At 43.1% G+C, this 26,968-nt stretch carries 31 protein-coding genes and 2 other annotated features; of the genes, 12 read left to right on the top strand and 19 right to left on the bottom strand.

Annotation, left to right across the window (positions count from 1 at the left end; translation table 11 throughout):
* Window positions 1-30 precede the first annotated feature (30 nt).
* A complete protein-coding gene (locus ACR42H_RS19845; RefSeq protein WP_436372775.1) occupies window positions 31-606 on the top strand; it encodes a GNAT family N-acetyltransferase in 576 nt (191 codons plus the stop codon).
* Between the two features lie 15 nt (window positions 607-621).
* On the opposite strand, the gene ACR42H_RS19850 is transcribed toward ACR42H_RS19845, so the two are convergent.
* Both ACR42H_RS19850 and ACR42H_RS19855 read right to left on the bottom strand, forming a co-directional pair.
* Window positions 622-1,788: an endonuclease Q family protein gene (locus tag ACR42H_RS19850; protein ID WP_113884456.1), complete on the bottom strand. Its 1,167-nt coding sequence runs from the start codon at window positions 1,786-1,788 to the stop codon at window positions 622-624.
* Window position 1,789: 1 nt separating this feature from the next.
* Window positions 1,790-2,341 (bottom strand): NUDIX hydrolase, encoded by a 552-nt coding sequence (locus tag ACR42H_RS19855; protein WP_436372778.1) that lies wholly within the window; start codon window positions 2,339-2,341, stop codon window positions 1,790-1,792.
* Window positions 2,342-2,417: 76 nt separating this feature from the next.
* Here ACR42H_RS19855 and mciZ point away from each other — a divergent pair, with 76 nt between their 5' ends.
* Window positions 2,418-2,552: a Z-ring formation inhibitor MciZ gene (gene mciZ, locus ACR42H_RS19860; protein ID WP_113884454.1), complete on the top strand. Its 135-nt coding sequence runs from the start codon at window positions 2,418-2,420 to the stop codon at window positions 2,550-2,552.
* Between the two features lie 72 nt (window positions 2,553-2,624).
* On the top strand, window positions 2,625-3,548 hold the full coding sequence (locus ACR42H_RS19865) for an aldo/keto reductase (protein ID WP_436372781.1): 924 nt from the start codon (window positions 2,625-2,627) through the stop codon (window positions 3,546-3,548).
* A gap of 34 nt (window positions 3,549-3,582) precedes the next feature.
* Here ACR42H_RS19865 and ACR42H_RS19870 read toward each other — a convergent pair whose 3' ends face one another.
* The 6 genes from ACR42H_RS19870 to ACR42H_RS19895 form a co-directional block, all read right to left on the bottom strand.
* A complete protein-coding gene (locus ACR42H_RS19870; protein ID WP_113884452.1) occupies window positions 3,583-4,305 on the bottom strand; it encodes a hypothetical protein in 723 nt (240 codons plus the stop codon).
* 59 nt (window positions 4,306-4,364) lie between these two features.
* Complete coding sequence (locus ACR42H_RS19875) at window positions 4,365-4,610, bottom strand: YqkE family protein (RefSeq protein WP_035330060.1); 246 nt, start codon at window positions 4,608-4,610, stop codon at window positions 4,365-4,367.
* A gap of 77 nt (window positions 4,611-4,687) precedes the next feature.
* Window positions 4,688-5,059 (bottom strand): VOC family protein, encoded by a 372-nt coding sequence (locus ACR42H_RS19880; RefSeq protein ID WP_436372783.1) that lies wholly within the window; start codon window positions 5,057-5,059, stop codon window positions 4,688-4,690.
* A gap of 83 nt (window positions 5,060-5,142) precedes the next feature.
* Window positions 5,143-5,811 (bottom strand): 3-oxoacid CoA-transferase subunit B, encoded by a 669-nt coding sequence (locus ACR42H_RS19885; RefSeq protein ID WP_113884450.1) that lies wholly within the window; start codon window positions 5,809-5,811, stop codon window positions 5,143-5,145.
* 24 nt (window positions 5,812-5,835) lie between these two features.
* The gene (locus ACR42H_RS19890) at window positions 5,836-6,525 is read right to left on the bottom strand and encodes a CoA transferase subunit A (RefSeq protein ID WP_436372786.1); all 690 of its coding nucleotides are present in this window, start codon (window positions 6,523-6,525) and stop codon (window positions 5,836-5,838) included.
* 62 nt (window positions 6,526-6,587) lie between these two features.
* Window positions 6,588-7,775, bottom strand: a complete 1,188-nt coding sequence (locus tag ACR42H_RS19895) for an acetyl-CoA C-acetyltransferase (protein ID WP_436372788.1) — start codon at window positions 7,773-7,775, stop codon at window positions 6,588-6,590.
* 192 nt (window positions 7,776-7,967) lie between these two features.
* Between ACR42H_RS19895 and ACR42H_RS19900 the strand changes: the two genes are divergently transcribed.
* The 3 genes from ACR42H_RS19900 to ACR42H_RS19910 all read left to right on the top strand — a co-directional run bounded on the left by ACR42H_RS19900 (window position 7,968) and on the right by ACR42H_RS19910 (window position 10,178).
* A complete protein-coding gene (locus ACR42H_RS19900; RefSeq protein ID WP_113884447.1) occupies window positions 7,968-8,876 on the top strand; it encodes a hydroxymethylglutaryl-CoA lyase in 909 nt (302 codons plus the stop codon).
* A gap of 117 nt (window positions 8,877-8,993) precedes the next feature.
* The gene (locus ACR42H_RS19905; RefSeq protein ID WP_019380331.1) at window positions 8,994-9,125 is read left to right on the top strand and encodes a hypothetical protein; all 132 of its coding nucleotides are present in this window, start codon (window positions 8,994-8,996) and stop codon (window positions 9,123-9,125) included.
* Window positions 9,126-9,251: 126 nt separating this feature from the next.
* Window positions 9,252-10,178, top strand: coding sequence for an alpha/beta hydrolase (locus ACR42H_RS19910; protein WP_113884446.1), 927 nt, complete (start codon window positions 9,252-9,254; stop codon window positions 10,176-10,178).
* Between the two features lie 45 nt (window positions 10,179-10,223).
* Here ACR42H_RS19910 and ACR42H_RS19915 read toward each other — a convergent pair whose 3' ends face one another.
* Window positions 10,224-10,760, bottom strand: coding sequence for a hypothetical protein (locus tag ACR42H_RS19915; RefSeq protein ID WP_436372792.1), 537 nt, complete (start codon window positions 10,758-10,760; stop codon window positions 10,224-10,226).
* A 187-nt stretch (window positions 10,761-10,947) separates the two neighbouring features.
* Window positions 10,948-11,274, bottom strand: coding sequence for an iron-sulfur cluster biosynthesis family protein (locus tag ACR42H_RS19920; protein WP_009332846.1), 327 nt, complete (start codon window positions 11,272-11,274; stop codon window positions 10,948-10,950).
* A gap of 115 nt (window positions 11,275-11,389) precedes the next feature.
* On the opposite strand from ACR42H_RS19920, the gene ACR42H_RS19925 reads away from it, so the two are divergent.
* Complete coding sequence (locus ACR42H_RS19925; protein ID WP_113884443.1) at window positions 11,390-11,608, top strand: CDGSH iron-sulfur domain-containing protein; 219 nt, start codon at window positions 11,390-11,392, stop codon at window positions 11,606-11,608.
* A gap of 19 nt (window positions 11,609-11,627) precedes the next feature.
* Here the strand turns inward: ACR42H_RS19925 and ACR42H_RS19930 are convergent, their stop codons facing one another.
* From ACR42H_RS19930 to ACR42H_RS19940, 3 genes are all read right to left on the bottom strand, one after another.
* Window positions 11,628-11,786 (bottom strand): hypothetical protein, encoded by a 159-nt coding sequence (locus ACR42H_RS19930; protein ID WP_166672404.1) that lies wholly within the window; start codon window positions 11,784-11,786, stop codon window positions 11,628-11,630.
* 81 nt (window positions 11,787-11,867) lie between these two features.
* Window positions 11,868-12,203 carry a YolD-like family protein gene (locus ACR42H_RS19935; RefSeq protein WP_009332849.1) on the bottom strand — a complete coding sequence of 112 codons (336 nt, stop codon included), beginning with the start codon at window positions 12,201-12,203 and terminating at the stop codon, window positions 11,868-11,870.
* A gap of 14 nt (window positions 12,204-12,217) precedes the next feature.
* The gene (locus ACR42H_RS19940) at window positions 12,218-13,477 is read right to left on the bottom strand and encodes a DinB/UmuC family translesion DNA polymerase (protein ID WP_436372796.1); all 1,260 of its coding nucleotides are present in this window, start codon (window positions 13,475-13,477) and stop codon (window positions 12,218-12,220) included.
* A gap of 240 nt (window positions 13,478-13,717) precedes the next feature.
* Between ACR42H_RS19940 and ACR42H_RS19945 the strand changes: the two genes are divergently transcribed.
* On the top strand, window positions 13,718-13,924 hold the full coding sequence (locus ACR42H_RS19945) for a YqzH family protein (RefSeq protein WP_436372799.1): 207 nt from the start codon (window positions 13,718-13,720) through the stop codon (window positions 13,922-13,924).
* Between the two features lie 257 nt (window positions 13,925-14,181).
* On the opposite strand, the gene ACR42H_RS19950 is transcribed toward ACR42H_RS19945, so the two are convergent.
* Together ACR42H_RS19950 and ACR42H_RS19955 are read right to left on the bottom strand one after the other, a co-directional pair.
* A complete protein-coding gene (locus ACR42H_RS19950) occupies window positions 14,182-14,976 on the bottom strand; it encodes an SDR family NAD(P)-dependent oxidoreductase (RefSeq protein WP_436372801.1) in 795 nt (264 codons plus the stop codon).
* 1 nt (window position 14,977) lies between these two features.
* Window positions 14,978-15,952, bottom strand: coding sequence for an MBL fold metallo-hydrolase (locus ACR42H_RS19955; protein ID WP_436372804.1), 975 nt, complete (start codon window positions 15,950-15,952; stop codon window positions 14,978-14,980).
* A gap of 361 nt (window positions 15,953-16,313) precedes the next feature.
* Window positions 16,314-16,566: a binding site (T-box leader), on the top strand.
* A gap of 67 nt (window positions 16,567-16,633) precedes the next feature.
* Between ACR42H_RS19955 and proC the strand changes: the two genes are divergently transcribed.
* From proC to namA, 3 genes are all read left to right on the top strand, one after another.
* Window positions 16,634-17,464: a pyrroline-5-carboxylate reductase gene (gene proC / locus ACR42H_RS19960; RefSeq protein ID WP_113884437.1), complete on the top strand. Its 831-nt coding sequence runs from the start codon at window positions 16,634-16,636 to the stop codon at window positions 17,462-17,464.
* Between the two features lie 68 nt (window positions 17,465-17,532).
* On the top strand, window positions 17,533-18,672 hold the full coding sequence (locus ACR42H_RS19965; protein WP_436372808.1) for a glycosyltransferase: 1,140 nt from the start codon (window positions 17,533-17,535) through the stop codon (window positions 18,670-18,672).
* A gap of 96 nt (window positions 18,673-18,768) precedes the next feature.
* Window positions 18,769-19,788 carry an NADPH dehydrogenase NamA gene (gene namA / locus ACR42H_RS19970; RefSeq protein ID WP_436372810.1) on the top strand — a complete coding sequence of 340 codons (1,020 nt, stop codon included), beginning with the start codon at window positions 18,769-18,771 and terminating at the stop codon, window positions 19,786-19,788.
* A 243-nt stretch (window positions 19,789-20,031) separates the two neighbouring features.
* On the opposite strand, the gene ACR42H_RS19975 is transcribed toward namA, so the two are convergent.
* The 3 genes from ACR42H_RS19975 to rnz form a co-directional block, all read right to left on the bottom strand.
* Window positions 20,032-21,369 carry a sodium-dependent transporter gene (locus ACR42H_RS19975; RefSeq protein ID WP_113884537.1) on the bottom strand — a complete coding sequence of 446 codons (1,338 nt, stop codon included), beginning with the start codon at window positions 21,367-21,369 and terminating at the stop codon, window positions 20,032-20,034.
* A gap of 131 nt (window positions 21,370-21,500) precedes the next feature.
* Window positions 21,501-21,716: a binding site (T-box leader), on the bottom strand.
* A gap of 88 nt (window positions 21,717-21,804) precedes the next feature.
* Window positions 21,805-22,350, bottom strand: coding sequence for a histidine phosphatase family protein (locus ACR42H_RS19980; RefSeq protein WP_113884434.1), 546 nt, complete (start codon window positions 22,348-22,350; stop codon window positions 21,805-21,807).
* Window positions 22,351-23,289, bottom strand: coding sequence for a ribonuclease Z (rnz, locus tag ACR42H_RS19985; protein ID WP_113884433.1), 939 nt, complete (start codon window positions 23,287-23,289; stop codon window positions 22,351-22,353).
* 366 nt (window positions 23,290-23,655) lie between these two features.
* On the opposite strand from rnz, the gene zwf reads away from it, so the two are divergent.
* Complete coding sequence (zwf, locus tag ACR42H_RS19990) at window positions 23,656-25,125, top strand: glucose-6-phosphate dehydrogenase (RefSeq protein WP_436377025.1); 1,470 nt, start codon at window positions 23,656-23,658, stop codon at window positions 25,123-25,125.
* A 109-nt stretch (window positions 25,126-25,234) separates the two neighbouring features.
* Here the strand turns inward: zwf and gndA are convergent, their stop codons facing one another.
* Complete coding sequence (gene gndA / locus ACR42H_RS19995) at window positions 25,235-26,644, bottom strand: NADP-dependent phosphogluconate dehydrogenase (RefSeq protein ID WP_113884431.1); 1,410 nt, start codon at window positions 26,642-26,644, stop codon at window positions 25,235-25,237.
* Between the last annotated feature and the right edge of the window lie 324 nt (window positions 26,645-26,968).

A 26,968-nucleotide genomic window follows, 5' to 3' on the forward strand; every position in this document is an offset into this window, starting at 1 on the left:
TATTTAAATAGTCATTGGAGGAATAAATAAATGGATCCGATTTTAAATGAGTTTCCAGAGAGGATTGAAACCGAAAGACTATATATGAGACCTGCCATGCCCGGAGATGGGAAAGCCGTTCATGAAGCTGTAACAGCTTCGGCTGCTGAGCTAAAAAAATGGCTTCCTTTTGCACAGAAAGATCAATCAGAGGAAGAAGCTGAAGCGGGTATCCGCAGATCTTATGCAAAGTTTATCCTTAGGGAAGATTTCCGCATCCATATTTACCGGAAAGAAGACGATGCTTTTGTCGGTTCCACTGGCCTGCACCGAATCGATTGGGATGTCCGCAAATTTGAAATAGGTTATTGGGGAGACACAAGGTTTCAGAAAAACGGCTATATAACTGAAGCTGCTGAAGGGTTGACCAAATTTGCTTTTGAGCATTTTGAAGCGAATAGAGTGGAAATTAGATGTGACCCGAAAAACATAAACAGCCGAAGGATTCCCGAAAGGCTGGGATACACACTTGAAGGAGTATTGCTCAATGACAGCCTCAGCGCAGATGGAACAGAGCTTAGGGATACATGCGTTTATGCTAAAGCACCTAAAAAACATAGAGCCTGATGGGCTCTATGTTTTTTAGATATCCATAATTTTGCCGTACTTGCCTCCGCCCCCTGCCTTGAGGTTTAATGTTCCTTCACGCGCTTTCCCAATAAGCTTGGCTATTTTCTCAGGGATTACTTTGTTTATTTCTGATAATGGAACATCGTGAAGAATGGCCATTTCAGTGCCGAAATAATTCAGCAGCTTTTCCAGCATTTTCGGGCCTAGCCCTGGAATGAATTCAAGCGGCACCTGATGAATATAAGGAGGCCGTTCAACGAGCAATTCTCCAGATGATTTTAGTTCAGAGATCCGGTCAGCCACGCCTTTGATAAATTTGTGGTGACTGCAATTTCTGCATTTACCCTTTGCTTCATCAAAGGGTCCAAAACATTCAGAGCAAACTGTCTGATGGTATTTGCCAAGCAGCGGATCAAGCCCGAAATTGGCTTTCACCTTGCATTTTTCTTTTCCAGTCAAAGCCTTCTTCAGTTCGGCAAATGTAGGTGACTCCATCTCAAGGATTTGATATTCTCTCGCTATTTTTTTTAGTGAATGGGCATCTGAGTTTGTTAAAAAGGTATAATTGTGAAGTTCAGCTATTTGATCTGCCATCTTAGTATCTGCACTGAGCCCCAGCTCTATTGCATCGATTAAGTCAGGATCAAATACCTCTGTCAGCGACCGCTCTACCCCTTTCCCGAATAAACTTTTAAATGGGGTAAAAACATGGGCAGGAATAAAAAGCCCATCCAGTTCCTTCACTTTTTCCTGAAGCATTCTGCCTGAGGCATAAATTCTCTGTGAACTTAACGTTATGTTCTTTAAATGTCCCGATAACCAGGCTGAGAAAACCTTCATGGCTGAAAGAGTCGGAAGGAAGCAAAGAACGTGAATGGGGCCTTTACAGGAATCATCATATATTTCAAGTTCCGACCCGGGTATAATTGTTAAATCTCCATATTGAAGTCCCCCATCCCTATGTTCAGTTACAATGCCTTTTTGGGCCAAATCTTCGATTTCAAGTATGACTTCAGGAGAATGACAATCAATAATGCCGATGATATCAAGCCCTTTTTCATTGCGGGCATGCCTGATGATATTTGTGAAGGTAAGGGATTTAGCGCCTGTTATTTTAACCGGCTTTCCCGTAAAGGTGCGTCCAATATGGATATGGAAATCTGCAAAATAGCGTTTCATTTTATTTTTTCAGCGCCTCTTGCAGCTGGAGATATTGGATTGCATAAGCGGTTTTCGCGTCATGAATCTTCTGCTCCTTCAGCAGGGATATTGCTTCATCAAGCGTTACTTCCATAAGATTCACAAATTCATCTTCATCAGGAGATGCGGCATTTTCCTTTATCATAAGACCCTTTGCTATATATAGATGTACCAGCTCGTCAGCAAATCCGGGAGAAGTGTAGAATGAGATCAGCCATTCCATTTCCCCGCAGCCGTATCCCGTTTCTTCTTCCAGCTCCCTCTCTGCACAAACTCTGGGATCTTCCCCTGCTTCAAGCTTACCGGCCGGTATTTCGGCAATAATCTTATCCAGCGCCTTTCTATATTGTTCAACCATCACGATTTTATTTTCATCCGTAACTGCCAATACAGCTACTGCCCCGGGATGTTTAATAATTTCCCGCTTTGATGTTTTGCCATTGGGCAGCTCAACATCTTCCACCTGCAGACTAATAACTTTTCCAGTGAAGATTTTTTCTGTTTGAATCGTTTTTTCTTCTAGGCGGCTCATTGATTACGTCACTCCTGTTCTATTCCGTTACTGATTGCTCATACATTTTATCATACTTGATGAGGGGGAGTATGGCATGAAGGTGTATGTGCACAGCAGGGGGATTATTCTGACCGGCAAAGCCTGGGAAGTCCGTGAGAAACTAAAACAATACAGCAGGCAGTATGTCCTTGTAAAAGACTGGGTTGAATCTCAGAACAATATAAAATGATAAGCCTCTAAATTTGAGTATGCCTCATTTGTTTATGTACAATTATAGAAAACACTTAAATGAGGTGGGTACTTGAAAAAGAGAAGACTTGGAAACTCAGACTTGTACGTAAGCGAGCTTGGGCTGGGCTGCATGTCAATTGGCACCAACCCTTCCCAGGCTCAGGAGATTATTGAAGCTGCCCTTGAAGAAGGAATCAATTATTTTGATACAGCTGATTTATATGACTTTGGCGAAAATGAAAAGCTTGTCGGACAATCCTTAAAGAGTGTCCGCGAACAGGTGATCATTGCTACCAAAGCCGGCAACCGCTGGAATAAAAATAAAGATGGCTGGAGCTGGGATCCCTCAAAAAGTCACATCAAAGAAGCTGTAAAGGACAGTTTAAAAAGGCTGGGCACAGACTATATTGATTTATATCAGCTTCATGGCGGCACGATTGAAGATCCTATTGATGACACCATTGAAGCATTTGAGGAACTGAAGGAAGAAGGATACATTCGACAGTATGGCATATCCTCCATCCGTCCAAATGTGATCCGTGAATATGCTGCGAAATCCTCCATTGTCTCTGTCATGATGCAATACAGCATTTTAGATCGGCGTCCGGAAGAAGAAGCTCTGCCTCTTTTAAATCAAAAAGGCATCAGCGCAATTACAAGAGGTCCCCTTGCTAAAGGAATGCTTAGCAACAAAATGCTTGATAAAGCATCTGAATCGGTAAAAGCGAAAGGGTATTTGGATTACAGCTACTCTGAATTGAAAAAAACAATCAGCAGTATAAGAGAGATAATTTCAGACGAGCGCTCCATGACCGAGATAGCATTTCAGTATAATCTCGCGGATCATGCTGTTGCTTCTGTTGCGGCAGGTGCAAGCCGAGCTGAGCAAGTAAGGGAAAATGCAAAAGCAGCAAGAGCCCATCCCCTGAATAAAGACGAATTGGCTCTGATAAAATCCATTGCAAAGTTAAACAAGTATGAACAGCATAGATAACTTAACCGATGAGGGCTGACGCAAAGGTCAGCTCTTAAATCATTATTAAGATTATTGTATATCCTGCCACTCCCCCAATAAAAGCAGCAAAATTGCTTTCTCTTTCCTCAGGCAGCTCCTCTTTAAGCACATTTAATATCACTCCTCCTGCTAGAGCTGCAAATAAGAAAGCAATTACCATCTCACTTACTTCTGTTAAGACTCCAACTGCCCATCCTATTAATATGGAAAATGTCAGTACCCATTGCCCATATTTATCGTATATCCTTTTATGTGATTGCCTTAAGCCATGATCATTAGAAATAAAGTGGACTGAAAGGGCAAAAAAATAAATAAGCCATTCTTTTAGACTGTCAAACTCCCCATGTACAAGCAGATAGCCAATTAGCATATTGTAAATAAAAAAACTGGATATATGAAGCCCAAAAAGTTTTGCTGCATTCCTCTCATCCTTATTTTTTTGAGAATATTTAACTGCTTTCTCAATTCCATAAAAGGCGCAAAGACCCATCATGGCAAATATGTAAACATGGCTATCCAGGTATTTGAAAATCTCAGATCTTTCCATCCCTTCAAGACTTTCCTGATGTTTTTTAAGCTCTGGAAGGACATGTACAAATATATAAGCTACAGAGATTCCGCTTGCGGCTGACAGAAGCCTGCTTCTTGGGATATAGGTTAAAAATTTCATGTACTTTGAAGAGAAGTGCACAAATGAAAAACCGAGAGCAAATATAAAACTTAATAAAGAAAACATGGAACGACCCCCGTCTTTTTTATTAATCTTTGCCCTCGGTTATTTTAAATGAAACTTTTTTATTTGAACTCTTTCCAGTTAAGATCGCTTTCTCCAAGCAATTCTTCAAAACTTTTATTTTTTTCGCGGAGTCTTCTTTCCTCTCTTTTTCTGCGCTCTTCTTCTTCCTTCTGTTTATCTTCAGCAGCTTTTAATTCCTGCTTCTTCCCTTTTAATTGCTCCATCAAGTCCTGATTTAGCATGTCGCCAAGTGTGACTGGCTTATCGTCTTTCTTAGGCTGGGAATGATGTTTTTTCTTTTTCATAGTATCCCCTCATCAACTAATTTTGCCATTTATTATAACATATTTTTTTATTGATGAAGGAACAGGCTGAATCGTTATTATGGCAAATACTCCAGAAACTCAATTCTGTTTCCGAATGGGTCATCAACAAAGAATCGCTTTCTTCCGTCTATAGGCGGTTCTTCCTTTATAGCTATCTTCTGCTTTTGAAGAGTGCTTCTCAAGTCCTCGAGGTTTTCCACAATAAATCCAGGGTGCGCTTTTTTTGCCGCCAAGAAGCCTTCCTGCACCCCGATATGGATTTCCTGATCTCCGCATATAAACCAGCAGCCGCCGCGCTTCTGAAGATTTTCAGGCTTGGGAATTTCCTTCAGTCCAAGCTGTTCACCGTAAAATTTCCTGGCATTATCCTCGCAGCCTTTTGGAGCTGCCAGCTGGATATGGTCGATCCCTTTAAATGAAAATCTCATTTTTTCTCCTCTTTTCTTTAGGATAAAACCGAGTAAAAAATAATGAAAAGCACAGCATTTTCAGCTGTACTTTTCAAAAGGTATTAATAAGCTTCTGTGACAACGTTTTCGTCAATTTGCAATTCAGGTTCTGTTGAATTGATTATGTCCTCGATTGTGAAGCCTTTAGCGACTTCAACAAGCTTCAAACCTGAATCGGTTACATCGATGACTGCCCGCTCAGTTATAATGCGGTCAACGACGTTTTTTCCTGTTAAAGGCAGGCTGCAGTCTTTAAGAATCTTCGAATCGCCATTTTTATTAGTGTGATCCATAATGACGATGATTTTATTGGCACCATGAACCAGATCCATTGCACCGCCCATTCCCTTGATCATCTTCCCTGGAATCATCCAGTTGGCCAGATCACCTTTTTCGGAAACCTCCATTCCGCCGAGAATGGCAATATTCACATGGCCTCCCCTGATCATCGCAAATGATTCAGCACTATCAAAATACGAGGCCCCCGAAATTGCGGTAACTGTTTCTTTTCCTGCATTAATTAAATCCGGATCAACTTCGCTTTCAGCAGGATATGGTCCAATTCCCAGCAATCCATTTTCAGATTGAAGGACTACTTCTTTATTATCAGAAATATAGTTTGCAACCAATGTCGGCATGCCAATTCCCAAATTCACGTAAAAACCATTTTCAATTTCTTTCTCAGCACGTCTGGCGATTTTCTCGCGGACTGCTGCTTTATCGTTACTCATGAGTCCCTCTCCTTCCGTCAGTATCTATTTCTTTACAGTCAGTCTTTCAATGCGCTTTTCCTGTTTTCCCTTAATCAGCGACTGAACATAGATGCTCGGCGTATGAATATAGTTCGGATCCAATTCACCAATTTCATAAAGTGTCTCCACTTCTGCAATTGTCACTTTGCCTGCTGCTGCAATCATCGGATTGAAGTTCCGGGCAGTTTTGTGATATACAAGATTGCCCATTTTATCGCCCTTCCATGCCCTTACAAGGCTGAAGTCTGCTTTCAGTGCCTCTTCAAGGAGATATTCCTTGCCGTCAAAAATCTTGGTCTCTTTCCCCTCTGCAATCGATGTACCTACTCCTGCCGGCGTATAAAAAGCAGGAATGCCGGCACCGCCTGCACGGATTTTTTCCGCCAGCGTTCCTTGAGGGAGCAGCTCTACTTCAATTTCGCCTGAAAGAACCTGTCTCTCAAACTCTTTGTTTTCGCCGACATAAGAACCGACCATTTTCTTAATCTGTTTATTTTTTAAAAGCAGTCCAAGCCCCCAATCATCAACACCGCAGTTATTTGAAATGACAGTTAGGTCCTTGACCCCTTTATCAACTAAAGCAAGAATAAGGTTTTCAGGGATTCCGCACAGACCGAAGCCGCCAACCATTAGGACAGCGCCATCATGAATTTCCTGAACCGCTTCACTGAAGGAAGTACAAATTTTCTTCACTTCAATCACTCCTTTCATTTGAAATACTCAATTTTTTTGCTATTCATTTACTTTCGAATTTCCTAAGCAAGCTCCACCACTGTGGCTACCCCCTGGCCACCGCCGATGCATAGAGTTGCAAGGCCTTTTTTCGCCTGTCTTTTTTGCATCTCATGAATAAGAGTTACAAGAATTCTTGCACCGCTTGCGCCGATTGGATGTCCGAGCGCAATGGCCCCGCCATTGACATTCAGAATCTCCTTGTTAAAACGAAGCTCCCTGTCAACTGCGAGCGACTGGGCTGCAAATGCTTCGTTTGCTTCAATAAGCTCCAGTTCATCCATGGAAACAGATGCCTTTTCAAGCGCTTTTTTTACCGCAGCAACAGGGCCAATGCCCATTATGCTTGGATCCACACCTGCACTTGCATTTCCTTTAATCGTTACTAACGGCTTAAGACCGAGTGCATCTGCTTTCTTTTTGCTCATAACAAGCAATACTGCAGCCCCGTCATTAATCCCGGAAGCATTACCGGCTGTTACACTGCCGTCTTTCTTAAACGCCGGGCGCAGGCCTGCGAGCTTTTCAGCAGTCGTCCCTTTCTTTGGATACTCGTCTGCATCAAAAACAACCGGATCCCCTTTTCGCTGAGGAATTTCCACAGGAACGATTTCATTATTGAATTTTCCTTTTTCAATTGCCTTTGCCGCCTTTTCCTGGCTGGCTGCTGCGAATTCGTCCTGTTCTTCCCGGCTCAGCTCGTATTTCGAGCAGAGATTCTCAGCAGTAACTCCCATATGGTAATCATTAAAGGCACACCAGAGCCCTTCTGATATCATCGAATCTATAAGCTTTTGATCTCCCATTTTAAAGCCATTTCTTGCATTTTTCAGTATGTAAGGAGCCTGACTCATATTCTCCATGCCGCCAGCTATCACCGCTTCTGCATCACCAGCTAAAATGGCCTGTGCAGCTAAATGAACTGCTTTAAGCCCGGAACCGCAAACCTTATTAATCGTCATCGCGGAAACGCTTTCAGGAAGTCCCGCTTTAAGAGCTGCCTGCCTTGCCGGATTCTGGCCCAGACCTGCCTGCAGGACATTCCCCAGGATTACTTCATCTATCTGATCCGGTGTTACGCCTGCTTTTTCAAGTGCGCCTTTTATCGCAATCGCCCCAAGCTCTGGTGCTGATACATCTTTAAGGCTTCCATTAAAACTGCCTATTGCTGTCCGGACCGCGCTGACTATTACGACTTCTGTTTGTGCCATCTCTCTCATCCTTTCAAAACATCTCTCTGCTTATATTCGTGCCAAGATCTCAAAATTCCTTTTATTTTGTCAAAATTTTTATTATTCTTGCAATCGAAAATACTTTCCTACTACAATAAATTCAAGCGATTTAACATTTTAAAGAAAGCGCTTACCAGGCACAATCTAAAATATGAACCGGGAGAGGAAAACATGACGCTTGCATTTCCAGATAAAGTAACAATCATTGAAGTGGGCCCGCGGGATGGACTGCAAAATGAAAAGGCCTTTGTACCCACCGAAGTCAAGAAAGACTTTATTAGAAGTTTAAAAAATGCAGGATTAACAGAATTGGAGCTTACTTCATTTGTGTCTCCTAAGTGGGTCCCGCAGATGGGGGATGCAGCTGAAATTACGGCAGATTGCCTTGATGCAAATACAAGGGATATCGTGCTGGCCCCAAACCGTAAAGGCATTGACAGGGTATATATGACTGAATGCCGGGCCGTTGCCGTTTTCGTCGGTGTAAGCAATACATTTAATAAGAAAAATATCAATAAATCCACTCAGGAAAGCATGGATGAACTAAAGCCGATTATCGGAGAACTGAAGGAGAAAGGTTACTTTGTCCGCGCATGCATCTCCACGGCATTTCATTGCCCGTATGAAGGAGCAATTAACCCTGAAGATACAGTTGGACTATGCCGTCAATTTGTTGACGCAGGGGCTGATGAATTAAGCGTGGCAGATACAATCGGGATGGCTGCTCCCCATGAATCGCATGGGCTTTTTTCCCGTTTAAAAGAAGAGTTTCCAACTACCCTGCTGACTGCCCATTTCCATGACACAAGAAAAATGGCCCTTACTAATATTTTTGCAGCCTTACAGGCAGGTGTCGACCGATTTGATACTTCCGCCGGAGGACTTGGCGGATGCCCATTTGCCCCGGGCGCTGCAGGCAATGCGGCAACTGAAGATGTTGTTTATATGCTAGAGCGTATGGGAATTGAAACCAATGTTAACCTTGATCAATTAATGGAAGCGGTAAAAATTGTTCAGCCTCATCTTTCCAGGCCGATTGAAAGCACCTATTTCAGGCTGAACGCTCAAACTGTTCAATAGCAGTTTCTTAAGATGAATAATGCGCCCTTTCTTATAGCATCTTATTAGATGAAAGCAACTGCTATAGCAGCTGACGAACTGAAATCAGCTGAAGCCTATTAGAAGGGGGATAATCCGATGAGCCAAAAACGCGATAAAGGATATAGCCAGAAGGGAAAGCCAAATTCCGATACAGTAAACCAGACGATTGCTGCCGAGGATTTAGAAAAGGCGATTCATCCAACTAAAAGACAAAACGCGAAGCAATAAGCCGCCGCAAAGCGGCTTTTTTCATGCCGGGATTCCCTTCTGAAATTCCAGCATGTCCCGGCTCACATCTCTGTTTTAATTTTATCCATAATGGTAAAATAAAGTAAAAAAGATGGAGGGATGGGTTTGAGAAGGTTTTTACGTTATTTATTTTCCATCGTACTCTTTCTTTCATCACTCGGCGTCTATTTTACCAATAGGCTTATGTTTATGAAAAAGAAGGAAGATGACTTTATTTTAGAAAGGGAGAAAGAGTCCGGCAGACTTGATCTTATCAAGTATGACAGCCTGCCAAAAAGAGAAGTGCTTATTCCCTCCCCATTTGGCTATAACTTAAAAGCCGTAGCTGTCGAACCGCATAAAAATAGTCGCTATATTGTTATTTCCCACGGGGTTACGGAAAATAAAATGAACTCGATTAAATATATGAACCTGTTTTTGGACCGGGGATTTAATGCGGTTATCTATGATCATCGCCGCCACGGAGAATCCGGAGGAAGAACGACAAGTTACGGGCATTATGAAAAGTTTGATTTAAAAGCAATTATTGATTGGCTTAAAGCAGAAAAAGGGCCAAATATTCAGATTGGCATTCATGGCGAAAGCATGGGAGCTGCTACAATGATCCTCTATGCGGGAATGCTCGAAGACGGTGCCGACTTTTACATCGCCGATTGTCCTTTTTCAGACTTTAAAGCGCAGCTGGCTTACCGTCTGAAAGCAGAAATGAAGCTTTCGCCAAAGCTTTTTTTGCCTGTTGCCGATCTATTTCTGCGGATGCGTGAGAAATACTCCATCGCAGATGTATCGCCTATTTCTGTTATTGAAAATATAAAGAAACCGATCCTGTTCATACACAGTGAAAAAGACGATTTTATTTTGCCGACCATGTCGGAAGCTTTATATGAGAAGAAAAAAGGTCCTAAACAACTTTACCTTGCTGCCAATGGAATCCATGCCCAATCCTTCAATGAAAACAGAGAAGATTATGAAAAAGTCATCGACGAGTTTTTGGATCAGTATGTCAACAGCAAAGATACTTTATCACAATAGAAACAGCTGGCTTCAATTTAAGCCAGCTGCTTCCTATAGGATCCTCTAATTTTTCTTTTTCTTTATGATTTCCTTGCCCTCTGCCGACAGCCCTCTTGCAGTATGAAAATCTCCCATTTTAAAATAATAGCGTTTGTTTTCCTTTTTAATAATAGCCGCTTCTTCAAATTTCTCTTCCTTGCCGGCTACCTCTACTTTTTTTATATCCCCGCTCTGAATCTCACCAAAAATAATCGGTAATCTGTTTTCTAATTTACCTTCCTTATCGTAATCATAAAAAGTATCTGTATAAACGGTCATATGTTCATTCTCATAATGTTCCCAATGGTTATGGCCTTCATTTTTCCAGCCTTTTTTGTCACTGCCCTTCAAATAGGCAGCCGCCATGGCCTCGACCTCTTTTTGTCCATCATTCTGCTGCGTTAAATACAGCAGTACGACTCCATCTTTTACTTTTTCTTTATGTAAGACTTCTTTTACATTGAATGGAATTCCGTTATCAATCGCCTGGCCCATTGTTGCTGTACTGCACCCTGACAACATCAGGAAAGCTGCCGCCAGCAAAAATAACTTCTGCTTCATTCGAATCTCCTCCAATCAGCACTTTCTTCACCAATAATGACAATCATCCTTGTTATTGTTATTCTATTTAGCCTGTAACCTTTTACTAATATATTAAAACCTTATTTTCCAGAATTTTGGAAGGGTATTTTTACCTATGTAAACAATTAAAAAAGACCGCCTTCCACAGCGGCCGCCTGCTACATCATTATTTTGTTTTATCAATAAAGCTCATCCTAGGGTTTAAATACTGATTCGGGCTTTTTAACTGAAAGCAATTTGCTTTCACTGAAAAGTCTATTGTTAAATCGTCATCCAAAAATACTTCCTTTGATTTTTCCGCATATATGCTGCCAGCGTTCGTTTTAATTTCCCTGTCATCTTCATCCAGGTCATTAACAAGCCAAAGAGCCGTTACCCCGCTTACTACGCAGCCGCAGCCATCTATATCATACTTTAGCTTTATGAATCCATCTTTGCCGGCAATCCGTTCGGATAATTTTTCTGCCGCCAATTCAGTTAATGCAATTTCCATGTTTAAAACTACCTCCCCTTTGCATATGCTGTATTTTAACACAGATAGTAATAACATGCTTCTGAAAGAGACAGCTGCTTATTCAGCCACCAAAGTTGTGAAAGGATGATTGGATATGTCAAAGGCGCAGATTAAAGTAATGGATAATGGATCGCTGCGTGTAACAGGTGATGTAGAGTTAATTGATATGGATGGCAATAAATTCGAAACAAAACAAACCTTCTCCCTTTGCCGCTGCGGAAGATCCTCAAAAATTCCATTTTGTGATGGCACTCATAAAGGAACTTTCCAATCCTGTGTCCGTGCGGAGAAAGCTCTCGATGACAAGCAATAAGGGTGGAAAACGGGGACAGTCATCCCCGTTTTTTTTCATTTTTTATTCTTGCGGGTGTTGCTCTTTCACCCTGTACAATCCCCTGAAGCAGTTCCCGGTCCCTGTCCGTACTGTCTTCCCCGGCCCCTGGTGCGATATTAGCCATCGGCAGCTGTTCCAGTTCTTTTCCTCTAGGCATATTACATACACCTCCCTGCTGTTAAGGTGCTTCCCGCGCCCAAAAACTACCCGTTTTAAATTCATCCAGTTCCAGACAGCTCTATTCTTCCGTGAACCGCGCATCCGCTATAGCGTTAATGGAAATACGGTGAATTTCCCCAAAGCGATCAACAATATGAAGCTTTTGGCCAAGTTCATCCCAGTAATGGATGCTCCCGATGACCAGTTCATAATTTCTGCCCCTGTAATGAGTAAGTGTAACGCTTTTTTGAAATTCCATTGCCTCCGAAAGAATTTCATTCATATATTCAAATTTCTGCTCATCCAATTCCCGCTTTTGCTCGTACGTATCTTCCTCTGCCCAGTCTCTTAAGAGCTTTACATGTTCCGGCAGCATCATAGAAGTCCATTTTATTCTGCCCCGATCGCGAATCATAAGCTGACCCCCTTTTACATTTTATGGCCGCCAACCAATGTCGCACGGTGCTTGGCGGTTCCTGCGCTTGTATAAGAGACGGCTCTTAGCAGAGCTCCGCCTCCAAACTTCGAGCGGATCCGGTCCACTGTATAGCCGAGCTCCCTTTTTTTCCAGCCATCCAAATCGAACAGATTCAGCTGCATTTCACAGTCATCCGTAATATTGCCGAGGGAAATGGAAATCTGACGCACTGTTTTTCCCTCATAACTCTCGTTAAAAAGCTCGAGGCAAACGCGATAAAGATCCATCGTAATATTGGTTGGCTGGTCAACTGTCCTTGAGCGGTAAAAGCCTCCTCCGAATTCATCCTGGCTGTAGCCAAGGCCAAAGCTGATGGTCCTGCCAGCTTTACGGTGGCTGCGGGCCCTTCTTGCCACTTCCTCACACATCTCAAGGACCACATGCTTAATTTCCTTTTCCTCTTTGTAATCCCTCAATAAAATCTGGCTTTTCCCAAAGCTGATCTGTCCTTCCATGATCGGTGCCCCTATTTCCGACAGATCAATACCCCATGCATGATGATAGAGCTGATTGCCCATAATCCCAAACTTTCTTTCAAGCTTAGCCAGATCATAGCGGGCAAGCTGTCCGACTGTAAAAATCCCCATTCCATTCAATGTTTTTTCAACACGGCGGCCGATGCCCCACATTTCCCTTAAAGGGGATACATTCCACAGCTTTGTTTTCACATCTTCATACGTCCATTCAGCAACTCCCTTTTTTTTCGCCTCAAGATCCAGGCAGAGCTTTGACATAAGCAAATTAGGTCCTATTCCTATGGCACAGGGGAGCTGAAATTCCCGTTCAATATCATCTTTTATTTTCCAGGCAATTGTCTGGGCATCACCCCAGAGATGCACTGCGCCGTCTACTTTTATAAAACTTTCATCGACACTGTACGTATGGATGGCTTCCTTGGGGACATAACGGTTAAACACCCTGGTGATTTCAGTGGAGATTCTTAAATAAGTCGCCATTTTCGGCTCCTCAATCCTAATGCGCGGGTCATTAGGAACCTCAAAAAGGCGGGCTCCTGTCTTTATCCCAAACTCTTTTTTCATTCGCGGAGAGGCAGCCAGAACAACACTGCCCTTCCGTTCCACATTCCCGGCAATCACAAGATAGCAGTCAAGAGGATCCAGACCAAGCATGACAGCAGAACAGCTTGCATAAAAGCTCTTCATATCAACACACAAAATTTGATTATTCGGCATTGCGCTGTAATCAACCATGACTTCGACATCCTCCTTCAGAAAAGCGCAAGGCGCCGTACCTGCTTATGCTGGCCGGCAGCTCTTGAATCCAATAGATAATCAACAAGAACATCTGTTCTGTATATGTATACCCATTATATTAAGCGAATATGCGTTCGGTTTCAATGGAAATTTTACGCGTTTTTTCTTAAAACAGGTTCTTTTGCCAGGTGCCGATATGACCAGAAACCAGTATAATCAGTTTGAGGTGCAAAAAAAATGAACAAAAGACTGATATATAAAATGGTTCAAAACTGTTTAAAGCAATATAACGAGGAGAGCCATTCCATTTTGTTTGAGAGCAGGGAATTTGCAGAAATATTCAATAAAGTAATAGAGGAGAAAAATAAAGAAGCAGACAGCGAGCTGCATGAAATAGTAAAAGATGTGATATACGGGTATATTACGGGCTCACCTTATTTTTAAAGAATAAAAAAGAAGCGGCAGGTTTTTGGCTGCAGCTTCTTTTTCATAAGACAATAAAGTTTTGAACGTCAATAACTGTCCAGCGCAAGCAGCCTCCCCCTCGAGGTGAGGCTCCCTGGCTGGGGGTCATGCAGACGTTGCCAAAGGACAAGGAAAGCTGCGGCAGGAATACATCGCACGACCTAAAGCGGCAGCTTTTGGGAAGACGCGGCGTTCTTAGTCTGCGTTCCTTCGTGGGCAAGGTGCTTCCGCTTGTCTTATTTCTGATTGAATGCACGTTTTCCAATTTTTTCGAAAAGTCCTGGAAAAAGTGTATAGATGATGCTACCCGCATTCATCCAACGAGGAAGATTGATTTCCCTGACCGGCCGGAGCATTGCATTAACTACCTTGAGCGCCACATATTCGGGCTTAAGCATAAATTTGCTGACATTTTTCACGTATGTGCCCTTTTCATCTGCAATATTGAAAAAATTGGTTTCAATCGGTCCGGGATTAACTGCGGTCACAAACACATTGCTGTCGCCAAGCTCCATGCGAAGGCTGTTTGTATAGCCAAGAACGGCATGCTTGGTTGCGGAATAGACACTGGATTTCGGTGTGGCAATTTTGCCCGCCTGTGAGGCGATATTAATAATATGGCCGCTCCTCTGTTTCCTCATCACCGGAAGCACCATGCCGGTGCAAGCCATTAAACCAACTACATTTACATCAAACATTCCCTTTATTTCTTCAACGTTTGCTTCATGCGCTTCACGGAAAACTCCGAACCCGGCATTATTCACAAGAACATCTATGTGATCAAACCGGGCAAGTACCTCGGAAAAAACAGCCGAGATTTCGTCAGTGTTCGAAACATCAAGTTTATGTATGAAAACATCCACTGAAAAACGCCTCAGCAAATCTGCCTGCAATTCCTGCAATTTGTCAAGGCTGCGGGCAAGAAGGACAAGGTTTGCTCCCCTCTCGGCACAAAGAATAGCCATTTGGGCCCCGATCCCTCCAGATGCACCTGTGATAATCACATTTTTATTCTTTAATCTGTCTGACAAATCAAACCACCTCTTTTGATGCGGAATACAAGAATGCTTCCTCCTCTTTATTTATATAAATCTCTCCTATTGAATGCAAATAGTCAAGCTGAGCGACCGTTTCAGAAATCGTCAGGGAAAGCTCCTTCTCATAAACTTTCGGAAAAAGGCGGCGGCACACTTCAAAAACGGTGAGCGATTCGGACTCAAGCCATGCCTTTACTTTCATTGCCCGCTCATGCTGCCGGCCAAGCCTTTCGTTTATTAACTCTTTCACATTTGTAATATCCTCTCCATGTCCAGAGTAAAAAAGGGATATTGGCAGCTGCCGCAGCTTTTTCAGCGACTCGTTATACTGAAGCTGCGGCTTTGGCCGTTCCGTATTGCCGGGAAGCGGCGGCTCCAGGATGGGATTAGGAGAAATGTGTGCAAGCAAATGGTCTCCTCCAAGGAATACACCATCTTTCTCTCTGAACAAACCTATATGGCTCTGTGCATGCCCAGGTGTCTCCATTACCGTCCAATCGACCAGCCCTTCAGGCTGCCTGCCTTCCTCCAGTTCCCCCGTCAGGGTACGATTGCAGGAATAGCGCAGAGTCTTTTTCATCTTATTTATAAAGGAAAAATAACTTTCAGGAATCCCAAATTCGTTGAACAGTTTTAAGTAAAATTCATCATGAAATTTTAGAAATTGGTCCGTCCGGGACAGCCACCTTTGGTTAATCCGGTGCCCGAACACTTCGAGATTGTCAGGGAAAAAGTCAAGCAGCCCGGCATGATCGGGATGATGATGGGTGAGGACAACCTGTTCAAAATCATCGGGAGTTAAATTCAGCTCTTTAAGCTGGGATTTTAAGGCTTCCCATGCTTCATCCGTTTTAGGGCCGGCATCCACAAGAGTCAGCTTTTCCCCTTTTACTGCATATACATTAACGTCACCGACAGGAAAAGGTGTCGGGATAACAAGCTTTGCAATTCCATCCTTCCAATTTGCCATTTCAACAATCCCCCTAAAATCACTATATTTAAATAAAATAAAGCTGTTTTTTTATACTTCCGCAGGCCATCCAAGTCATACAGTCCATATGCCCTTTAGATAAACCCACTTGTTTCACCCTTAAAATATCAGCATTTTACATGCGTACAAATTACCGAAATTCCATAACATAATTCAGAAATCTTCATATATAAAAATAAGTGTACCGTTCTTTTTATCAATTGTCATTATTTTCACATAACTTTTGCGCATTGTTAATATTTTTTTGGAAAATACTGCTTGACAAATAAGCGTGTCTTCTTGCATAATCACAATTAAAATTTGATTTTCACAGATCAAAGCTGCACTACTGGACAGCAGAAAAATAGCGATGAATAAGATTAGTAAATGGAAAACGGCGAAAGAGAGTGAAGCTCAGCGGCTGAAAGGCTTCACAGTCCACTTGACCATTGAACCTGCCTTATGAGCTGTTAGGAAAACCTAAACGCACCCCGGCGTTATCGGGATCGAGATGCCTTTTCAAAGACAGCAGATGCAGCAGGCAGGCATGCTGCACTAAGAATGAAAAGGCAATGAAGGTGGTACCGCGGAAGCATAGTCTTTTCGTCCTTTACTGGATGGAAAGGCTTTTTTTATTTTAGTCAGCCGGCATTTAAAACAATAAAGGAGGAATAACAGCAAATGAAAAAATTAGCTATTGTTGGAGCAGGATCAATGGCAGAAGCATTAATATCAGGAATGATTGATAGCCGGCTCATTACCGGAAGCAATATTTGGGTCACAAACAAGTGCAGCAGGGAAAGGCTGCAATCCATGCAAAAAGCCTATGGCGTTCAGGCAACTTATGATCACAGTGAACTGTTCAGGGGGGCTGAAACGGTTATTTTAGCGATGAAGCCAAAAGATGCAGCGGATGCCATTACTCTAATAAAACCTTATTTACAGGAAGATATGCTGATCATTTCCGTTCTGGCTGGCGTTTCAATCGAAAGCATTGAACTATTGGCGGGAAAAAAGCTGCCAGTCGTGAGAGCCATGCCGAATACATCGGCAGCCGTCGGAAAGTCAGCGAGCGCCTTATCGGCTAATGAAAGAGTGACCCAAAAACAGATGGAAGCAGTAAGAGGCATTTTTAATACAGTGGGAAAGTCGGCGTTTGTTGAGGAAAAACAGCTCGATGCTGTGACAGGCCTATCAGGCAGCGGACCGGCGTATATTTACTATCTTGCAGAAGCCATGGAAAAAAGCGCAGAAGAAATCGGGCTCGAAAAGGAGATGGCGAAAGAATTCATCATCCAGACCCTCATCGGGGCAGCCGAAATGCTGGCCAGGTCGGCCAAGGATCCTCAGCAGCTTAGGAAGGAAGTAACAAGCCCCGGCGGCACCACTGAAGCAGGTGTAAAAGTGCTTGAAGCAAACGGGGTGCAAAGAGCCTTTATTGAATGCATCAAGGAAGCGGCAGCCCAATCCAAACGGCTTGGCCAAAGCTTCAGCAGCACAGTGAAAATTTAGTGGGGGTATCTCCCCTGTAAATACGCCTTCTTATTGCAAACTATGAAAAAAGGATGAGAAACCTGCAAATGCTCATTATTCTATTAAGCGCTAGCCTCCTTGTATGGATTGCCGTACTAATTGATGCTGCTCTGGGACTAAAAAGCCTGGACCGCCTTGAAGATAGCGATACGATGACTGAAGGCCCTCTTCTTTCTGTCATAACAGCGGCAAGGAATGAAGAAGCCAGGATTGAGGAGAGCTTAAAAACACAGCTGCAGCAAAGCTACAAACGCATTGAATGGATATTGGTCAATGATCGTTCAACCGACAGCACAGGAAGCATCATGGACCGCCTCCAGAAGAGTGATTCAAGGATTAAGTGTATCGATATCAAGACTCTCCCCAGTGGGTGGCTTGGAAAAAACCATGCCCTTTACAAGGGATATTCGGAGTCATCCGGGGAATTAATCTTGTTCACAGATGCTGATGTGTTATTTAAAAAGGAGGCCCTCAGCAAGGCGGTTCATTATTTTAGCAAGAATGACCTTGACCATTTAACGGCGGCACCGAGCTTGATGGGAAGGGGTTTCTGGCTCAACACATTCATTGCTTTTTTTCTTTTTGGTTTTTCCTATTATAAACGCCCTTGGCTGGCGAACAATCAACGTTCCAAAACCGGCATTGGCATTGGGGCATTTAACATGGTATCCAGGCGCTCCTATGAAGCAATCGGAACACATAAAGCAATTAAAATGCGGCCTGATGATGATTTAATGCTTGGAATGAGAATAAAACAAAATGGCCTCAAACAGAAATTTGCAACAGCGATGGACCTGATTGAAGTTGAATGGTATGAAAGCTTAAAAGAAGCCTTCAAAGGATTGGAGAAAAATACTTTTGCAGGCCTTCATTACCGGGTTAGCATGGTTCTATTTGCAATTGCCGGCACATTCATTTCTCAGGTGCTTCCCTTTATCACCATTTTTTCAGCCGAAAAAGTTATTTTCAGCTTAAGTCTTGCAAACATCATTATTTTAGCAGGTGTTTATACAGTCATTACAAAAAGAATGTCTAAATTTTCTCCGCTTCTGTTTGTTGTATTTCCAATTACAGCTCTCCTGTTTATTTATTCCATACTCCGTGCCAGCATTCTGACATTTGTAAGGGGCGGCATAGTCTGGAGAGGTACATTATATAAATTAAGCGAATTGAGGAATAAACGCTGAAGTATGCAAACCCTTCCTAAGTACATGTTCTTTTTCATTTGCGGAATCGCCTGATATACTTAATATTTAGGATAGCGAAATAAGGAGGCATTGATTATGGAAACAAAGCTTTTTTCCCCTTTAACGATTAAAGGAATCACCTTTAAGAACAGAATTGTTATGGCACCGATGTGCATGTACTCAAGCCATAATGAAGATGGCATGGTTGAAAACTGGCACCGGACACATTATACGAGCCGGGCTGTTGGCCAAGTGGGATTAATCATCCTGGAGGCAACTGCTGTAACTCCGCAGGGACGTATTTCTCCGCAGGATTTGGGAATATGGAGCGATGACCATATCGCAGGCCTGAAAGAATTAACCGGGCTAATGAAAGAACACGGGGCATCAGCAGGGATACAGCTTGCACATGCCGGCAGAAAAGCGACTGTCGAAGGGGAAATTCTCGCCCCATCAGCGGTTGCTTTTAATGAAAAAATGAAAACACCTAAAGAAATGACAAAAGAAGAAGTGTCCGAAACTGTGGAGGCATTCAAACAAGGGGCTGAAAGGGCGAAAAAAGCCGGCTTTGAAGTAATTGAAATTCACGCGGCACACGGCTACTTGATCAATGAGTTTCTTTCACCGCTGAGCAATAAACGAAGTGATGAGTATGGGGGATCAGCCGAAAACCGCTACCGTTTCCTCCGTGAAGTCATTGAAGCAGTTAAAACCGTTTGGGATGGGCCTTTGTTTGTTAGAGTATCCGCACATGATTATCATGATGAAGGATTAACTGCAGAGGATTATGCGGAAATGGGAAAATGGATGAAGGAGCAGGGTGTGGATCTTATTGACGTAAGTTCCGGAGCAGTAGTGCCGGCTAGAATACATAGCTACCCGGGCTACCAGGTCAAATTCTCTGAAACCATTAAAGAAGGTGCCAATATTCAGACTGGTGCAGTCGGGCTAATTACATCAGGCCTGCAGGCAGAAGAAATTCTGCAAAACGGACGGGCAGATTTAATCTTCATTGCGAGGGAATTGCTGAGGGATCCTTATTGGCCGCGCACAGCAGCAAAGGAACTTGGTGCAGCAATTGAACCGCCTAAGCAATATGAACGCGGCTGGATTTAACGAAAAGCGGTAGAGCCCCTGCCCACGAAGGGAACGCAGACTAAGAACGCCACATCCTCCCAAAAGCTGCCGCTTTCGGTCGTACGATGTATCGCTGCGGCAGCGTCTGCATGACCCCATCCTGAGGGCCTCAACTCGAGAGGGCAGGCTGCTTGCACTAGATAGCTCTCGAGATACAAAGTTATAAATTCTGATTTTAAAATAAAAAAAAGGGATGGCGGTTCGCCATCCCTTTTTTCTTTATTAAATAATCTGCAGTGAATCAAGGAATACAATGATGATAACCAAAGGCACCACATAACGAAGAAGGAAATACCAGGCGGAAAAGATCCCATTCAGCGATTTTGAACCTTGAATTAATTCATTTCTCAGCAGGTCTTTCTTCATTTTGTATGAAACAAAAATAGAAATGAAGAGCGCCCCTACCGGCATTAATACATTGCTGACAAGAAAATCAGCACTGTCAAATATCGTTTTGCCGAAAATTGAAATATCTGATAGGCTGCTGAAGGAAAGTGCAGATGGGACTCCCACGATAAAGATTGCCAATCCTGTCAGCCATGCTGCACGGTTTCTGCCCCTTCCCTTCTTATTCGTCAGAGCAGCCACCACAATCTCGAGCATTGAAAAAGCGGAAGTTAAGGTTGCAAATAGAAACAGTGCAAGGAATAAGAGCAAGAATACTCGTCCGAACAGAATCTGATCAAAAACAGATGGCAAAACAATGAACAATAAACCAGGACCTGCAGCAGGCTCAAATCCCAGTGAGAAAACGGCCGGGAAAATAGCCAATCCAGCTAAAATTGAAATAAATAAATTCATTCCGACAACGGAAAAAGCCGGCTGCATCAGATTTTCATTTTTAGATAAATAAGAGCTGTATGTTACCATAACCGATACCCCGACACTTAGAGAGAAAAACGATTGACCCATGGCAAAAAGGACGGTTTCAGACGTAAGATTTGAAAAATCAGGCTTTAAAAAGAATGAGACGCCTTCCATGGCATTTTCCAGTGTCAGAGATCGTGCAATCAAGATAATAAATAAAAGGAACAAAGCCGGCATCATAATTTTGCTGACCTGCTCGATACCCTTCTGGATGCCTTTAGCAACCACTAAAACAGTTATGAATAAAAAGAGCCCTTGTGCCGCTACAACAGACACAGAGTCTGACACGGATGTGCCAAATAGCTCTTCATAATTGCCGGCTCCATTCATAGAACCGGTAACCCCGTATACAATGTACTTCAGAATCCACCCGCCTATTACACTATAAAACGATAAAAGCAGAAAACAGGTAAATACGCCAAGGTAGCCAATCCAGTGCCATTTAGTTCCCGGAGCAATATCCTTGTATGCCGAGATTGCCTCTTTCCCCGTGCTGCGGCCGATCACAAACTCAGCCAGCAAAAGCGGAAAACCAATTAATAGGGAAAATAGCAGAAATAATAATATAAATGCTCCGCCACCGCTTGTCCCGGTAACATACGGAAGCTTCCAGATAGCTCCAAGTCCGATTGCCGAACCGGCCGAGGCTAAAATAAATCCAATCTTCGATGACCATTGCTCATTTTGCTGCATGCCTGTACCTCCATAATTTACAAAATAGATACTGCCTGGCTCCAGGCTGGCGCCTGGAGCTTTTCTTAATAGAAACCGGCCGGATTTCCATTTTAAGAACCTTTCCAAAAAACAAAAAAGCCACATACTTCAAAAGGGACGCGAATCAGATTCACGCGGTACCACCCTTTTTGAAAGTATGTGACTTTCCACTCGAAATATAACGGATTAACCGTCTTTCCTGCTATAATGCAGAAAAGAAAAGCTCCAAGATGAAATTCACCTTATCTTTGTGCCAGTTTCCACCATCCACTGGCTCTCTATAAACAGGGAGATAAGACTTAATAGAGTCTCTTCATAGCTTTTTAATATAATGTTTTAAAGTATAAGTGTGATTATATTATGCCTGCAGGAAACCGTCAATGCCAAATTTGAAAAATTCAATTTTTCCAGACATTACTTTTCGATCCAAATCCGCCTCCATGCCGCACCCTCACTATCCGCCTTAATTTCGAAAACATCGGGATTGCTCATCTTCATAAGATGCTCAAAGCCTGCATTTTCATCAAAATAGCGAAGCAGCAAAGTGGATAAATTGCCATGACTGACCAGAACAATATGATTTTCACTAGAAGCGATTAATTCATCCAGCAGGGAAGCAGCTCGTTCCATGCCTGATGAATGGGATTCTCCTCCTTCAAAAACCAGTTCAAAATCGGAGAAGCTTTGCTTAAGCTTCTCCTGCCAATCATCAAAAAGAATGGAGGATAGCACCCTTTCCCCCAAACGGCTTTCCTCAACAATCTCAAGGTTTCTCGACTGTGCGAGCGGCCGGATAGTTTCCATCGCCCGCACAAAAGGGCTTGAGTAGATGCGATTAATTTCCTTGTCTTTAAAAAAATCAATTAATTTTAATGCCTGTTCCCTTCCGCTTTCTGTCAATTTGGCAGAAAAAGGCTGGCCCTCAGCCTTTGCATGGCGCACGATATAGAAAGTTTTCAATTAACTCACCTCTCCTTTATCAAGCGGTATATGAACTTCTTTAAAGTCCTCAGCAATTACCGTATTGGGGAAAATTGTCTGCGATTCCTTCACAAGCTGTTCCCAATCCTGGCGTTCATATCGTGAACTGATATGATTCAGGCAGAGTTTCCTTGCATTCGCCTCGCGCGCGACTTGGGCAGCCTGCAGGGTTGTGGAATGGAAATAATCGTATGCAAGCTTTTCTTCTCCTTGTGAGAAGGTTGCCTCATGAATTAATAAATCTGCATGAGCCGCTAATTCTATTGCCGCATCGCAAATCCTGGTATCTCCCAGTACCGTGATGATTCTACCCTTTTGAGCCGGGCCCAGAAAGTTTTTTGCTTCCAGTATACTCCCATTCTCAAGCTCTATGTTTTCGCCATTTTTTATTTTCTTATATATCGGACCCGGTTTGATTCCCGCTTCAGCAAGCTTATCCGCGAGCAATGTTCCCGGACGGTCCTTTTCAATAACCCGGTAGCCATATGAAGGAATCCCGTGTTCGAGCAAGCGGGCTTCCACCTTAAAATCTTTTTCATCCAATACATCGCCATCACTGATTTCAGCAACTTTCAAAGGGTATTTAAGGTATGTGCCGCTGACAGAGAGCGAGACTTTAATATATTCTTTTAGCCCTCTTGGCCCATAAAGTGTCACCTCAGTATCACCGCCCTGAAAAGAGCGGCTGGACAGCAATCCGGGCAAACCATAAATGTGATCTCCATGAAGATGGGTAATAAAGATTTTTTCAATTCTCCTCGGTTTAATGCTTGTATGTAAAATTTGGTGCTGGGTAGCCTCCCCACAGTCGAAAAGCCATATACTCCCTCTTTCATCCAGGAGCTTTAAAGCCAAGGAAGATACATTCCTCAGTTTGGCTGGAATTCCTGCACCTGTTCCCAAGAAAACAACATCCATTGAAAAAACAACCTCCTATCCTGCAGTCGGATTAAAAATCTGTCAGGCCTTGCCAGCTTTGAATATAAACAATATACCATAGCATCCGCGGAATTCATTCTAAAACAATCGTTTTTTGTTTTATTTGAGAGGATAGTTCAGGGCCTTTAGAAAGAAACTATGTTAAAAAGGGCAAACTTAATATTTGCGAAAATAGCTTTAAACAGATACAATTTTATACTTGTACAGGCGTTTTTTACGAATGCAATATAACAGCTTTTAATCAAGCTGCCGGCGGACAATGATTGTCCAGCCATACATACAGAAACTTTGTCGAAGAGAGGTTCTAGAATCGTGAAACTAAACGAAAAACCGACCGCATTAATAATGATATTTGGAGCAACGGGAGATCTGGCAAAAAGAAAACTATTTCCCTCACTTTACCGCTTGTACAAAAAGGGCAGGCTGTCTGAGCGCTTCGCGGTAATTGGGGTTGCCAGAAGGACGCTAACGAATGATGAGTTTCAGGCAAGTGTCAAAGCCTCTGTTGAGTCAGCTATCAAAGATAGCGGAGAACTTGAGGATTTTATTTCCCATTTTTACTACCATTCGCATGATGTGACGGATTCAAGTTCATATTTGGCATTAAAGAGTATGGCCGAAAAATTAGATACTCATTATTCCCTTGAAGGCAACCGCATTTTCTACCTTGCCATGGCTCCTGAATTTTTCGGAACCATTGCAGAGCATTTAAAAGCAGATGGCCTGACGGATGTGGATGGCTTTAAGCGTCTTGTCATTGAGAAGCCTTTTGGCCATGATTTGGAATCAGCGAAACAGCTTAATAAGCAAATTCGAAAAGCTTTTTCAGAAAATGAGATTTACCGGATTGACCACTACTTAGGGAAAGATATGGTGCAAAACATTGAAGTTATCCGTTTTGCCAATGCCATTTTCGAACCTTTATGGAACAATCGCTACATCTCAAATATCCAGGTTACATCAAGCGAAGTACTGGGTGTAGAAGAACGCGGCCGTTACTATGAAAAAAGCGGCGCCCTTCGTGATATGGTTCAAAACCATATGCTGCAAATGGTTGCCCTCCTGGCAATGGAGCCGCCAATCCGCCTGACAACAGATGAAATCAGATCTGAAAAAGTGAAGGTATTAAGGGCCATGCGTCCGCTTGAAGGGGACCAGGTGAAAGAATACTTTGTCCGCGGCCAGTATGGAAAAGGCATATTAAATGAAAAGGAAGTCCCAGCGTATAATGAAGAGCCGATGGTGGATGAAGAATCAAACACCGAAACTTATGTAGCAGGCAAGCTGATGATTGACAATTTCCGCTGGGCAGGTGTGCCAATCTATATTCGTACAGGAAAAAGAATGGCTGCAAAATCAACGAAAATTGTTATCCAGTTCAAGGATATTCCGATGAACTTGTATTATCAGACTGAGCAAACGTTAAATCCAAACCTGCTGGTCATCCATATTCAGCCTGAAGAAGGCATCACCCTATATTTGAATGCCCAAAAATCAGGACAAAACATGGAAGCCACACCGGTAAAATTGAACTTTGCCAACAAAGGCATCGATGACATGAATACGCCTGAAGCTTATGAAAGGCTTTTATATGATTGCATGCGCGGAGACGCAACCAACTTTACCCATTGGGATGAAGTGGCCCTTTCCTGGAGCTTTGTCGACAAAATTTCTGACGTATGGGAAAACAAAAAAGAAGAAGGCTTCCCTAACTACGAATCCGGTTCAATGGGTCCAAAAGAAGCAGACCAGCTGCTTGAAAAAGATGGCTTCTTCTGGTGGCCCGTAACTGACCTTGATGTTGAACAGTGTTAAATAATTTTCGAACCCCCCTGCAGCGGCAGGGGGTTTTCGTTTAGGGAATGCCATGATCTGGCTTCCTGCAATTACAAAAAAACAGCGCCTTTTGAGCGCTGTTTTTATATTATTCCATCCAATTTGTATGAAAGATGCCTTCTTTATCAGTACGCTGATAAGTGTGTGCTCCAAAGTAGTCACGCTGTGCCTGAAGTAGGTTAGCAGGCAATGTTTCAGTGCGGTAGCTGTCGTAATAGGACAGCGCAGCAGAGAAGCATGGTACAGGGATTCCGTTCTTCACAGCTGTACTGATAATTTCACGGGTAGCATCCTGGTAGCTTTCCACAATTTCCTGAAAATACGGATCAAGAAGCAGGTTCTTTAAACCAGGCTCACGGTCATATGCTTCCTTAATTTTTTGGAGGAATTGGGCACGGATAATGCATCCTCCGCGGAAAATCATCGCAATATCGCCGTATTTAAGATCCCATCCATATTCTTCGGATGCTGCTCTCATTTGAGCAAAACCTTGTGCGTATGAGCAGATTTTGCTCATGTAAAGGGCTTTGCGGACACTTTCGATAAAGGCTTTTTTATCGCCGGTGAATTCCGATGCAGCTGGCCCGCGAAGAACTTTGCTTGCGTTGACACGCTCTTCTTTCATGGCAGAGATGAATCGGGCAAATACGGATTCAGTGATGATTGGAAGCGGTACGCCAAGATCAAGCGCACTTTGGCTTGTCCATTTGCCGGTTCCCTTTTGGCCGGCTGTGTCCAGGATGACATCTACCAGCGGCATGCCGGTTTCATCATCTTTTTTCGTGAAGATATCAGCCGTGATTTCAATTAGATAGCTGTCAAGCTCACCTTTATTCCAATCGGCAAATACTTCATGAAGCTCTTCAGCAGTCAAACCAAGCACATTTTTCAACAGAAAATAAGATTCGGAAATAAGCTGCATATCGCCGTATTCAATGCCGTTGTGGACCATTTTCACATAATGGCCTGCCCCATCCGGACCGATGTAAGTTGTGCATGCTTCGCCATTAACCTTTGCCGCGATATCTTGAAAAATAGGGGCAACCAGCTCGTAGGCTTCCTTTTGGCCGCCAGGCATAATGGAAGGACCTTTTAACGCGCCTTCTTCACCGCCGGATACCCCAGTACCGATGAAGTGGATGCCCAGCTCACTTAATTCCTTATTGCGGCGCTGTGTGTCCACAAAGAAGGTATTTCCGCCATCAATCAAAATATCCCCTTTATCCAATAAAGGCTTTAACTGCTCGATTGTCGCATCTGTCGGGCCGCCTGCTTTAACCATAAGCATGATTTTGCGCGGTTTTTCCAGGGAATCAACAAACTCCTCAATTGTATATGTACCTTTAAAATTTCTTCCTTCGACTTCTTTAAGCATCTCATCCGTTTTTTCGCGTGACCGGTTAAAAAGGGATACTGAGTAGCCTCTGCTTTCAATATTCATGGCAAGATTTTTGCCCATTACGGCTAAGCCGATAACACCAAACTGTGATTTCGTCATCTTTTATTACTTCCCTTCTAGCCTTTAAGCGTGTAATTGCTTGTTCAAAAAGAAGATCTTATTAAGATTTTCTTTTTGAACATTATCCAATAAGTGAAACTTCAATCAGCGGGGGGATGCCTTTTCCCCCACTGATTGTTAGTTGAGGCCCACAGAAGGCGGGTCACAAAGGCGCTGCCACAGGACGTGGCGTTCTTAGTCTTTGTTCTGCTTTTCGGGCTTTTCGGGAAGTTTGATCCCCGCTTCCGCTTATCCTAAATTGATTCATATGAGTCTTAAAATAGGGATCTTACTGCCCGTTAGCCTGCGGTAAAAGAATCCACT

Source organism: Cytobacillus sp. BC1816 (assembly GCF_051353635.1).
In the GTDB taxonomy this organism is placed as follows: Bacteria; Bacillota; Bacilli; order Bacillales; family Cytobacillaceae; genus Cytobacillus; species Cytobacillus oceanisediminis_C.